Source organism: Laedolimicola intestinihominis, from assembly GCF_040096155.1.
Lineage (GTDB): Bacteria > Bacillota > Clostridia > Lachnospirales > Lachnospiraceae > Laedolimicola > Laedolimicola intestinihominis.
In genome coordinates this window covers 43,667-56,103 of the sequence record NZ_JBBMFE010000020.1, presented here as the reverse complement: position 1 = coordinate 56,103, position 12,437 = coordinate 43,667, and the positions used below count along the sequence as shown (strand labels likewise).

The 12,437-nt window shown below is 50.2% G+C and carries 11 protein-coding genes; 1 reads left to right on the top strand and 10 read right to left on the bottom strand.

Translation table 11 applies throughout. From position 1 onward, the window contains the following. Positions 1–87: 87 nt before the first annotated feature. From WMO29_RS15785 to WMO29_RS15770, 4 genes are all read right to left on the bottom strand, one after another. Positions 88–420: a hypothetical protein gene (locus WMO29_RS15785; protein ID WP_494337554.1), complete on the bottom strand. Its 333-nt coding sequence runs from the start codon at positions 418–420 to the stop codon at positions 88–90. An 806-nt stretch (positions 421–1,226) separates the two neighbouring features. Then, positions 1,227–1,949 carry an ATP-binding cassette domain-containing protein gene (locus WMO29_RS15780; RefSeq protein ID WP_178040052.1) on the bottom strand — a complete coding sequence of 241 codons (723 nt, stop codon included), beginning with the start codon at positions 1,947–1,949 and terminating at the stop codon, positions 1,227–1,229. Then, positions 1,936–2,658, bottom strand: a complete 723-nt coding sequence (locus tag WMO29_RS15775) for an ABC transporter permease subunit (protein WP_178040053.1) — start codon at positions 2,656–2,658, stop codon at positions 1,936–1,938. Before WMO29_RS15775 ends, WMO29_RS15780 begins: the two co-directional genes overlap by 14 nt. A 188-nt stretch (positions 2,659–2,846) precedes the next feature. Next, positions 2,847–3,677 carry an ABC transporter substrate-binding protein gene (locus WMO29_RS15770; protein WP_178040054.1) on the bottom strand — a complete coding sequence of 277 codons (831 nt, stop codon included), beginning with the start codon at positions 3,675–3,677 and terminating at the stop codon, positions 2,847–2,849. 391 nt (positions 3,678–4,068) lie between these two features. Between WMO29_RS15770 and WMO29_RS15765 the strand changes: the two genes are divergently transcribed. Continuing rightward, positions 4,069–4,893 (top strand): undecaprenyl-diphosphate phosphatase, encoded by an 825-nt coding sequence (locus tag WMO29_RS15765; protein WP_349165447.1) that lies wholly within the window; start codon positions 4,069–4,071, stop codon positions 4,891–4,893. Between the two features lie 123 nt (positions 4,894–5,016). On the opposite strand, the gene WMO29_RS15760 is transcribed toward WMO29_RS15765, so the two are convergent. The 6 genes from WMO29_RS15760 to WMO29_RS15735 all read right to left on the bottom strand — a co-directional run bounded on the left by WMO29_RS15760 (position 5,017) and on the right by WMO29_RS15735 (position 12,426). After that, entirely contained in the window at positions 5,017–6,303 is a 1,287-nt protein-coding gene (locus tag WMO29_RS15760; RefSeq protein WP_349165446.1) for an aspartate aminotransferase type Ic, read from the bottom strand. Between the two features lie 81 nt (positions 6,304–6,384). Next, entirely contained in the window at positions 6,385–6,990 is a 606-nt protein-coding gene (locus tag WMO29_RS15755; RefSeq protein WP_349165445.1) for an HD domain-containing protein, read from the bottom strand. Positions 6,991–7,020: 30 nt separating this feature from the next. Beyond that, positions 7,021–8,319 carry a homoserine dehydrogenase gene (locus tag WMO29_RS15750; protein ID WP_349165444.1) on the bottom strand — a complete coding sequence of 433 codons (1,299 nt, stop codon included), beginning with the start codon at positions 8,317–8,319 and terminating at the stop codon, positions 7,021–7,023. Positions 8,320–8,514: 195 nt separating this feature from the next. Then, on the bottom strand, positions 8,515–9,297 hold the full coding sequence (locus WMO29_RS15745) for a TIGR03915 family putative DNA repair protein (RefSeq protein WP_349165443.1): 783 nt from the start codon (positions 9,295–9,297) through the stop codon (positions 8,515–8,517). Between the two features lie 49 nt (positions 9,298–9,346). Next, positions 9,347–10,771, bottom strand: a complete 1,425-nt coding sequence (locus WMO29_RS15740; protein ID WP_349165442.1) for a putative DNA modification/repair radical SAM protein — start codon at positions 10,769–10,771, stop codon at positions 9,347–9,349. Positions 10,772–11,010: 239 nt separating this feature from the next. Then, positions 11,011–12,426, bottom strand: a complete 1,416-nt coding sequence (locus tag WMO29_RS15735) for an amidohydrolase (protein WP_349165441.1) — start codon at positions 12,424–12,426, stop codon at positions 11,011–11,013. Positions 12,427–12,437: the final 11 nt, after the last annotated feature.

The following is a 12,437-nucleotide window of genomic DNA, read 5'->3' as shown; positions in this document are numbered from 1 at the left end:
TCGGCCTGCTCCTGCTGGGTCAACATATCTTTTCCGCTATGTTCAATGTAGAACTGCAGCGCGTCTACCAGAAACTGATTCTGGGATTTATAAATATAAATCTGCACGCTCCTGTCCAAATCGTGTCAGCGGGAGTCCTACAGCCAGATATACCTTTGCCTCTCGTTTTCCTCGGCTTTTCAATTCTTTGGCGATGGCCGCCAGCGTCAGAAGAAAAAAGTTATCATTCTTCGTTTTTACATCCTGGACTTCAAGCCGGGTGCCGCCTATCTTATAGAATTTTCCACCGAATTCCAGCAGATTTTTCGTAAAGGCCGGTTCTGTCGCTATCTCTTCCACGCCTGTCACAAACACATGAGAAATTGTCTTCATATACGACCAGCCATGATCTATCCCGATAACCTCGATTCCTTTGTACATCCTTCCTTATCCCTCCATTTCATATTTTCCATGTAAGTACACGCTTGTTCCTCTTCGCCCCGTGTACGTGGGAGTTACTGGCAACCCTGCCGCATGACATCCTCTGATGTTCACAAGACCGGTATTCTATATACCGCTCGTCCCCTCTGCTGCTTATTTCGAGGGCCAGGAAACCACTTCAAGCTCCCTTCGTGAGTTATTATCCTTCCGCCGTAATCAATCCAATCTGTACCTGCTCCATCTTCACCTCTCGGTCCATCAACTCTCCTCGCAGGCCCCGCTGATATTCTGCCGAATATACGCCGGAATTTTCCATGCTGTAACTGCTATTCAGTTGTCTGTGAACAGGTTTTTGCTGTTCCTGATATAATCATAAATGATGTTTGGGGATTTGTCCTCGGCCTAAAAAGGCGAGTTTGAAGAAATTTTAAAATAATTTTCGCATTTGATTTTCACATTAGATTTGTACAGAGCCATTCTTTCGTTCCGAGGTTTTTTAAGGCAATTGTCGTCAAATTGTCGTCAAACGGCCAAAAATGGGCAAAAAAAAGGATCTTCCTTCTTCGGAAAACCCAGTAAATACGAGGGAGTGGGGGCTTCCTCCCGGAAGTCCCCGAGTGTTATGAATGAAATACTGATATGTGTTCTTGCTACAAGTATTAATATAGCAGGGAATTGTGACTAAAATATGTCCATCCTCTAAAAAATGTATAAAGTCGATTAAGAAATTCTTACGAAAGAATGATGAAAATAAAAAGACCGCCCCGACCCTTCTCTACGGCGCGGATAGCGGTCTTTTGCGTGTTTTACAATACTTTCGATAAGAAATCCTGCAGTCTCGGATCCTGCGGATGCTCAAAGAAGTCCTTGGGGTTATTCTCCTCTTTGATGTAGCCGCCGTCCATAAAGACTACGCGGGTAGCCACCTCGCGGGCAAAGCCCATCTCGTGGGTCACGACCACCATGGTCATGCCGTCGTCTGCCAGCTTCTTCATCAGCTCCAGAACCTCACCTACCATCTCCGGATCCAGGGCAGATGTGGGCTCGTCAAAAAGCATCACTTCCGGGTCCATGGCCAGGGAACGCACAATAGCGATTCTCTGCTTCTGACCGCCGGAAAGCTGGGATGGATAGGAATCTGCTTTTTCCTCCAGATTTACCAGCTTCAAAAGGCGCACGGCTTCCGCCTCTGCCTCCGCTTTGGTCTTCAGCTTCAGCTGTACCGGAGCCAACATGATATTTTCCTTTACGGTCAGGTTCGCGAACAGGTTGAAATGCTGGAATACCATACCCATCCGACGACGGATCTTATTGACATCCACACCCGGAGCCGTGATCTCCTGTCCGTCAAAAGTAATGGTTCCGTCGGTGGGCTGCTCCAGAAGATTCAGGCAGCGTAAAAATGTGGATTTACCGGAACCGGAGGGTCCTACGATAACGACTTTCTCGCCCGGTGTAATATGCATATTGATATTTTTGATAACATGATTGTCGCCAAATGATTTGGCCAGATCCTTAACGTAAATCACTCTGTCTCATTCTCCTTTCCAGTTTACCCATCAGCCAGGACAGCCCCAGTACCATCACCAGATACATGGCCGCGATGGCAAAGAACGGCACGAAAGCCTGATAGGTCTTGGACTGAATAATCAGAGCGCCCTTGGTCAGGTCACGAAGTCCGATAACGGTTACGACGGATGTCTCTTTCAAAAGGGTAATCAGCTCATTGCCCAGAGCAGGCAGTACGTTTTTGAATGCCTGGGGAATAATGACGCAGCGCATGGTAGTCGCATAGGTCAGACCGACAGAACGGCCCGCCTCCATCTGTCCTTTGTCGATGGACATAATTCCGGAACGAATAATCTCTGCCACATAGGCTCCGGAGTTGATACCAAAAGCCAGAATTGCGCAGCGAATCATATTGCCGTCGGTAGCGCGGGCGCTGGCCCATACGACAAACCACATAATCAAAAGTTGTACCATCATGGGCGTTCCACGGATGACAGTCAGATAAATCTGGCAAATCAGATTGGCGATCCGCAGAAAAATATTTTTCTTGCGCTCGGGCTGCTGATCGTGGGCGGAACGGATAATCGCTATGATAACGCCAAGAATCACTCCCAGGATCAGGGCAAATACCGTTACAATCAATGTGGTCTGGATACCCTTGATAAAATACTGGTAGTTGTCATCCAGGATGAATGTCTGGTAAAGACCCTTTTTTAAGTCTTCGAACATATGCTTACTCTCCTCTATACGTATTTCTTATATTTTATAACGTAGAAATATAAAAAGCAATTTGATTTTCTGTTTTCATTGCTTCTTATATTTCTACGCTACGAATATTTCGCAAAAATACGGAGGTGTCCGGTTTCCTGAACACCTCCGTCGTGCTCTCAGACGTTCTCGCGTCTGCTTTTTACTGCTTACTCAGCTTTGATGTACTTGTCCAGAATGCTCTGGATGGTTCCATCGTCCTTCAGCTCCTGAAGTGCTTTGTTCAGTGCTGCGGTCAGTGCCGGGTTGTCCTTGGAAACTGCTGCTGCGTAATCCTCAACTACGTACTCAGTATCCAGAATCTTCAGTCCCTCATTGGCTGCTACGAACTCTTTTGCCGGCTGCTGGTCGATAACCACACAGTCCACCTTGTCCTGAAGCAGAGCCTGTACAGCAGTTGCGCCGTTAGTGTATGCGATGACATGATCCTCGCCATAATCATCAGAGCAGTACAGATGTCCGGTAGTTCCTTCCTGAACGCCGATGATCTTGTCATTTGCCAGATCATCTACGGTTGTGACATCAGAGCCATCTTTTACGATGATGACCTGTACACCTGTGGAATAAGAATCTGTGAAGTCTACATTCTGCTTTCTCTCCTCGGTAACAGTCATGCCTGCCAGGGAGATATCAATCTTGCCAGCCTGGATAGCGGTAATCAGGGAAGCGAAATCCATATCCAGAATCTCAAGCTTCAGTCCCAGCTTGTCTGCCAGTGCCTGCGCGATCTCTGCGTCGATACCTACGATCTGGTCCCCCTCTTTGTACTCGTACGGCGGGAATGCCGCGTTGGTTCCCATGGTCAGAACTCCATCCGCTACGGTGGTGAACTCTCCGTCTGCCGCTTCTGTGGTTTCTGTGGTCTCTGTGGTTGCAGCCGCTGTTGTATCTGCTGCTGTCTCATCTGCTTTCTTTCCTCCGCAGGCTGCCAGTGATACGCACATCATGCCTGCCAGTAATACTGCTACTAACTTTTTCATAATTTTTTCCTCCCAACCTTGAAATGATATTCCATTACGTTTCAGGTTAAAACCTGTTTCCTATTATAGCGCCATTTTAGAAAATTGCAATACCCAAATTGCATAATTTTTAATACTTTATGCATTTTATAGTAATTTTATGCATAATTATGCTTATATACACGTATATTCCATGTTTTTATTCATATAAGACCCCTTTATCGTTTCGCTTTTTTCTTTTTTCGCCCATTATTTCGACCCGTTTTCTATCTTTTTCGTCCAAATTCTTGCCGGAACTTAAAGTCTTTCTTAATTTTCGCTCCTGTCATTGACATAAAAATCCAGTATGCTATACTGAAAACCGAATCTTTCCTCATATATATGTGGAAATTAAAATTAAGGAGTATATACTATGAATGTAATCGAATGGTTGAAGGTTCTTCTTCTTGGCATCGTGGAAGGTATCACGGAATGGCTTCCCATCAGCAGTACCGGACATATGATTCTGGTCAATGAATTTATTCATCTAAATGTCAGCGACGCGTTTATGGAAATGTTTCTGGTCGTCATTCAGCTGGGCGCAATTCTGGCGGTCGTAGTTCTCTATTTCGGCAAGCTGTGGCCCTTTACCATGCCTTCCAAGGGCTGGATCAAGAAAGATACCTGGTCCCTGTGGTTTAAGGTGCTGGTTGCAGTGCTTCCGGCTGCCATCATTGGTCTTCCCTTTGATGATAAGATCGATAAATTATTCTATAATTATCAGACTGTTGCTTTCACGCTGATCCTCTATGGCGTCTTGTTTATTATCATTGAGAATTATAATAAAGGCCGAAAGCCCCGGGTGAAATCTTTTCAACAGCTTTCTTATCCGATGGCTGTTTTTATCGGTGTTTTTCAGGTACTGGCTTTGATTCCGGGTACTTCCCGATCCGGCGCGACGATCCTGGGCGCTACGCTTCTGGGTACTTCCCGGTATATCGCGGCTGAGTTCAGCTTCTTCCTGGCGATTCCGGTAATGTTTGGCGCAAGTCTTTTGAAGCTGGTAAAATTCGGTTTCCATTTTACCGGGACGGAAGCAGCGATTCTGATTGTGGGCATGGTGACGGCGTTTGTGGTTTCGGTGCTGGCGATTAAGTTCTTGATGGGATATATTAAGAAAAATGATTTTAAGGCGTTCGGATATTATCGGATTGTACTGGGAGCGCTGGTGATTGTGTATTTTCTGTTTTTTAATTAATTAACGGACGAAGAGAGAGAAGGGTTCCCCCCTCTCTCTCTTCTGTTTTGTGATGATGGACAAAATCCTGACACCGGGGGCTTCGCCCGGTGCCAGGATTTTTGACTTTGAAATATATCTAATTTATTTCGTCTCGAGAAGCTTTTCTACGCTTACCAGCTTTACACAGAGGACGAATAGATCTGCGGCTGCGGCCAGGTCTTCCGTGGTGGGGAAGGACGGGGCAATACGGATGTTGCTGTCCTTGGGGTCGTTGTGATACGGGTAGGTGGCGCCTGCACCGGTCATGACAACGCCTGCTTCCTTACACTTGGCCACGATAGCTTTTGCACAGCCTTCCATGGCCTCAAAGGAGATGAAGTAACCGCCGTTGGGGCGTACCCAGGTTCCGATCTCAAGGCCGCCAAGCTCTCTGTCCAGGGTATCCAGTACTGCTTCGAATTTCGGACGGAGAATGACTGCATGCTTACGCATGTGGGCTTTGATTCCGTCGATGTCCTTGAAGAAGCGTACGTGACGCAGCTGATTGAGCTTGTCATGACCGATGGTCTGGATGGTCATCTGCTTCTTGATATCTTTGATATTGTTCTCGGATGTGGCAATGCAGGAGATACCAGAGCCCGGAAAGCTGATCTTGGATGTGGAGCAGAATTCAAATACCATATCTGGGTTGCCTGCCTTGGCGCACTCGCTTAAGATCTCGGGGATCTCATCCTGCCTGTCATCATACAGGTGATGTACGCAGTACGCGTTATCCCAGAAGATACGAAAATCCTCTGCTGCAGGCTTCAGGTTTGCGAAGCGGCGTACGGTTTCATCCGAGTAGGTGATGCCCTGAGGATTGGAGTACTTCGGCACACACCAAATGCCTTTGACTGCCGGGTCGTTGTTGACCAGTTCTTCTACCCTATCCATATCCGGTCCGGTTACGGTCATCGGGATGTTGATCATCTCAATTCCGAAGGATTCGGTGATGGCGAAGTGACGATCATAACCCGGTACCGGACACAGAAATTTTACTTTGTCCAGCTTGCACCAGGGAGTATGTCCCAGGATACCATGCATCATGGCTCTCGCTACCGTGTCATACATGATGTTCAGGCTGGCATTGCCATAGACGATGACGTTGTCGGCGGATACGCCTGTCATGCCCGCCAGCAGTTCTTTTGCTTCTTTCAGTCCATCCAGCACACCGTAGTTGCGGCAATCCAGTCCTGTAGCGTCTTTCAGGTCGCTCTGGCTATTCAGCACGTCCAGCATGGGCATGGACAGGTCGAGCTGATCTGCGCTTGGCTTTCCTCTGGACATATCCAGATGTAAACCTTTTGCCTGGGCTTCTTTATACTTTGTCTCCAACTCTGTTTTCAGCTGCACAAGTTCCTCTTTGGTTAATTCGCGGTACGGTTTCATCTTGATCCTCCTCGTTTACTTATTGCTGCCTGTAGATACTTTTCGCAGTATTCATCATACTACAGATATCTCTGTAGCAGATTATCCTTTTTCGTCTGTTTTGTCAATACTCTTTTCTTCGCCAAATACTTCTGTCACCAGGCGATTGTATTCCTGCCAGGTAGGATGATCCTTCAATTCTTCCAAAGCTTTCGCAATGGAACGGTACATCCAGGCATGCATTTCTTTATTCTTCTCGTTGAAACGCTCCCAGATTTTATCGCCGATGATGCACTGATCCCGATGTATCGCCCGCAGGTTCGAAAGCTTGTCCGCCAGGGCCAGCATCTTGGCGTCCCGGTCGGCTTCGGTCTCCAGGAAGGTGATGGTCTCCTGTTTTCTGGTCTTCCAGGTCAGTGCCGCCGGAAGGGTTCTCCGCTTGTCCTCGCTCTCATTCAGTACCAGTTCGGTAATGCGTCTGCCGAACCGGGCATACAGGTCGTCCTCCGTAGCATCCGTGTCTTCAATGACGTCGTGGAGCACGGCAGCCGCGATAACTTCCTCGTCGTCTGTCATGGCTGATACGATGGCCGCTGCCTCGATGGGATGTACGATATACGGCACGTTAGTGCCCTTTCGCCTGGCTCCTGAATGAGCCTTCGTGGCAAATATAATCGCTTTGTCCAGTAAAGTCAGTGTCTTTTTCATTCCCTGCCTCTGTTCCCTCTCCGCTTTTTCTTATTCGCTCTGCGCATATACGCGAAGAACGGAAGGAATCTCTTTTACAATAGACATCTCGTTCATCACCAGAAGGGCATCCTTGAAATGACGTTCTTCCACCTGATCGGTAATGATAACCAGTTCTGCGGTACCCTCGCCGACACTCTTCTGGATTACCTGGGCGATGCTCACATGATTGTTGCCGAACACCGATGCAATAGCAGCCAGTACACCCGGTCTGTCCTCCACCTCCATACGCATGAAGTAGCGGTTTTGCACTTCATCCACCGGCTTAATCCGCAGATTTTTATAGCAGGTACAGTTGATTCTTCCGGTGCTGCCTGCCACGATATCCCGGGCCACCTCGAAGATATCCCCGGCTACCGCGCTGCCGGTAGGAAGCTTTCCTGCTCCGCGTCCCTGGAACATGGCGTCGTCTACAGCATCGCCGTGTACAAAGACCGCATTAAAGGAATCATTAACGCCGGCCAGCGGATGATCTGCCGGAATCAACATCGGGTATACCCCCGCCTCAATGCCGGTATCCGTATTACGCGCCACGCCCAGAAGCTTAATAACCATGCCCATCTCCGTGGCATAGGCAATATCTGCCGCCGTAATCTTCGTGATACCCTGTGTATACACATCCGAGAAGGTCACACGGGAATTAAACGCGATAGACGCCATAATCGCCACCTTACGGGCTGCGTCATAGCCTTCAACATCCGCTGTGGGATCCGCCTCCGCGTAACCCAGCTCTGTCGCCAGCGCCAGCGCGTCCGCAAATTCCATATGATCCTTCGTCATCTTCGTCAGAATATAATTCGTAGTTCCGTTGACGATACCCATGACCTCAGTCAGGTGATTGGCCGCCAGACACTGCTTCAGCGGACGGATAATCGGAATGCCGCCTGCCACAGCCGCCTCAAACATCAGATCGCAGCCATGCTCTTCCGCCGCGTCCAACACTTCTTTTCCATGCTCCGCCAGCAGATCCTTATTGGCCGTCACCACATGCTTTCCAGCATGAAGTGCCTCCGTAATATAAGTCTTCGCCGGTTCGATACCGCCCATAACCTCGATGACAATCTCTATCTCCGGATCGTCCAGAATCTCCTTCCAGTTGTCGGTAAAAAGACTGCTGTCCATGCCTTCTCTTGGCTTCTTTGTATTGCGGACCAGAATCTTCTTCAGCTCCACCACTGCGCCAAGCTTCTTCGGCATCTCATCCTTCTGCCACTGCAAAATGTCATACACACCGCTTCCGACAGTTCCCGCGCCCAGAAGCGCGGCTTTGATTACCCGTACGTCACTCATTTTCTTTTCTCCTGCCTGTGAAAGTCCTGCTGCCCGCGTCTCTTTTATAATTTAATCTTGATTTTAACCCGGATGCAGGATTTTTATTACTGATTTCTGTATACAGTGTACTATGATTCTTTTACAGTGTCAATTCAACAGGCGACACACCGGGCCTATTTTAGGGCTGTATTTTTGTACTTTTTTTCATACTTTTTATCTGTTATTTTCTCCGGCTGTCTGAAATTCATTCATATGTGGCCGGAACCGACAGGGCAGCAGCGTCTGCTGACAGCGGGGATTTCTTCTCTCCTCAATGGCAATGGTCCGGCAAAAAGTCCTCCAGAGCATCTGAAACTCCTCCTCACGCTCTGCACGCCCCGCCAGGAATTCCCGATTCAGTTCCTGATCGTCCGTCAGCACCCACCAGCCTCCGGCCCGGTGAAGCGCCAGAAGCCCCCGCTTCAAATCATGAATAATCCAGTTTTCCTGCCGGAGCCGATCCGCAAAATGGGGCGCAATCAACGGCAGCACCGCATAGGGCGGCTCCATCTGCGCATACAGTACGCCGCCCGATAATTCCTCAAAGCGCAGAAAACCCAACATCCGGTGCGCCTCATGCCAGGCCTTCTGTCGAAGCTTCATAACCAGGGATACAGAGCTGTCCTGCAAATAATATACCGCCTTCGTGCCGTCCGTCATGGAAAGTCCCCGCGCAATCAGCCGGTAGATGGCGTCCGCCTTGTCCGGATGGGGGCAGGCGCAGGCATAACAAATGGCCTCCCCGGCCTCCTCGCCCATCCGATGAAACACTGTCCGCAGTACCTTCTCCGCCTTTTCCATATCCGTCTTTACATCCCGGTACTCGCAGAACAGCTCGTAGGTATCCACATCCGCTGTCTTAAGCTTCACCCGGCTGTGCCCCAGACGACTGTCCCAGGCGTCATATACCCCGGTCAGAATCCCGTCCAGACTGTCCTCACATACAAAAATTGTCATACTGATCCTTCTCACCTCAAATCCTGCTGCATCCCATAAGCTTTGCACCTTACGCCTGCAATCGGAATGCATCCGGCTGCGGCACCTGAAAATCATCAAACAACGACAATTGCCGATACGTCACATCTCCGCTGATACCATAGGGCAGCCGCTCCTTCACATCCAGAATATTACGGGTAATAAAATCCTCCTCAATCCGAATGGGATACATGGTCTTACCACGACAGGTAATAAAATAAAGCGCCCGCTTCAGCACCACACCCATCCGCTTCAGATCCGCGAAATCCACTGTCCCCAGCCGCCTGGCCTTCACAATCCGCAGCGCCGACTTTACCCCGATCCCCGGCACCCGAAGAAGCATCTCATAAGAAGCCCGGTTCACCTCCACTGGGAACGCTTCCAGATGCCGGAGCGCCCAGTCGCACTTGGGATCCATAAGCACATTAAAATTGGGCCGCTCCTCCGAAAGAAGCTCCCCGGCCTCAAAACCGTAAAACCGCAGCAGCCAGTCCGCCTGATACAGCCGGTGTTCCCGAAGAAGCGGCGGTCCGCCCGGCAAATCCGGCAAAAGACTGTCATCATTTACCCGCACAAAAGCCGAATAAAATACCCGCTTCAAATCAAACTTCCGATACAAAGACTCCGCCACCGATATAATCTGAAAATCATTCTCCGGCGTGGCTCCGATGATCATCTGAGTCGACTGCCCCGCCGGGACAAACGCCGCCCTCCGTCTGCGCCGTTCAGCCAGAACCGCCGTGCCGCTGCCCTTCATCTGCTGCAGTCCACAACCGCCGCCCGCGTCATCCACCGCACCACCGCTCTCCCTGCCAAGCAGCCGTTCTCCAAACTCCAGCCGTCCATTCTGAATCTGCCGCATGGGAGTCAGAATCTTCTCCCGGGACTTGGCCGGGGCCAGTGTCCGAAGCCCCTCCGCCGTAGGGAGCTCCAGATTCACACTCATCCGATCCGCCAGAAACCCTGTCTGCTCAATCAAAAGCGGATCCGCCCCCGGAATCGCCTTCACATGAATATACCCGCCAAAATGATACTGCCGCCGAAGCTTCAGAAGCGTCTCATACAACAGCTCCATCGTATAATCCGGACTCCTTACAATCCCCGAACTCAAAAAAAGCCCCTCAATATAATTCCGCCGGTAAAACTCCATGGTCAGCTCACAGACCTCATCCGGCGTAAAAGATGCCCGCTGCACATCATTGGACCGCCGGTTCAGGCAATACTTACAGTCAAAAATACACTCATTGGTAAACAGAATCTTCAGAAGCGAAATACACCGCCCATCCGCCGCAAAGCTGTGACAAATCCCCGCCTCCATACAATTACCGATTCCCTGCCCGGAATTCCCTCTGGACACCCCGCTGGAGGTACAGGCCACATCAAACTTCGCCGCATCCGCCAGAATCCGCAGCTTCTCCATGACGGACATATCCGCCCGCCCCTGAACAAACGTCATGGTAAAAACCTCACTTGCATCTTGTTTTTCGAATGCATGTTCGAAACATATGTTTGTTTCACTATATCACAAATCTAACAGGGATGCAAGTGCAAGTTTTCCCCAGTAAAAAAAGAGACGCAGCAAACAGCCCCTCTTCGCGACCTTGAAAAACAGGGCCGGGACTATGTAGTTATCCAGTGTACAGCGTCCGATAAACGATGAACACGGATAATAACATAGCCCCGGCCCGTCCGTTTTCATTGTAGCAACTCAACCGCAATTCCGCAGAAAGCCTTCACCCCATTGACAAGGGCTTCCTCCCGGAAATTAAACCATTCGTTATGAAGCGTTCCTGTGCAGCAGCTCAGATTCATAAAATAGCAGGACTGTCCGCCATGGCTCTGCACCCGTTCCGACATATAAGAATAATCCTCACTGCCTCCGGCTCCGCCCTTCTTCAGCCGAACCACCGGCAGATGCAAATCCTCCTCACAAACCTTCGCCAGCCGATCCGCCAGCGCATCATCATTGATTCCATTCATGGCCGCGCCCATCAGCTTCATCTCGCAGGTACAGTCGTGCATTTCGGCTGCGCTGCGGATAATCCGCTCCGCGTACTCCTTCATATAGGTATTGGCCTCCGTGGTCATGCCCCGGACTTCCATCTCCATGTGCGCATGCTCACAGATAATATTCCGTCCGGTTCCCGCAACCACCTTTCCCACATTTACCCGGGTATCTCCCTTACCGCTCCGGGGAATGGCGTGCAGGTTCAATATCGCCGTAGCCATGGCCAGCATAGCGTTTTTCCCTTCTTCCGGAGAAGCCGCCGCATGGGAGCCTTTTCCATAAAATTCCACATCATACTTTACGGTAGCCAGACTCTCGCCGCCGCCGATTCCGATGGCTGCTTCCTTCTGCTCCGGTCCGCCTCCCATATGGGCGCCCAACACATAATCCACATCGTCCAGATGTCCGTGCTCCACAATGGACTTCGCGCCGCGCACGCCTTCCTCCGCTGGCTGGAAGATAAACTTCACCGTTCCGTGAAGCTGTTCCCGCAGTTCGCAGAGAATTTTGGCGGTTCCCAGTCCTACCGTCATATGACCGTCATGGCCGCAGGCATGCATGACACCCGTATTGCGGGACGCAAACCCCTCTTTTGTCGGATAATGCGCCTCTTCCTTGCACTCCAGCACCGGCAGCGCGTCCATATCAAAACGGAAGGCCACCGTCGGTCCTTCGCCGCAGCGCAGGATTCCAACCACACCGGTGAATCCACCTTTTATATCGGGAAGATACGCAAGATCTGTGCCCTCCTGGGCCGCCGCCTCCTCATAATGCCGCTCCAGCGCCTCGTCCGCAGGCAGACCCATCCTGGCTTCATCCAGGCACACATCGCGTCCCACCAGCACCTCGTCACAGCCAACTCTTTTCAAATAAGATGCAATGATAGAGGATGTCCGCATTTCCATCCAGCCAAGCTCCGGATAGCGATGAAAATCCCTCCGGATCTTCACCAGCTCCTGTTTCATAGTCTCAGCCTTTCCTGTGATCTTCGTATAAATCTCTCTGCGCTCCATTCTGTTCCCTTTCTCTTTTATCTCCAGATTTTCGGGTATCCAAAAGGATTCGCCGGTCTTTCCCAAGTCCCGGCGAATCCTTTTCCACATTTCTTTTGATT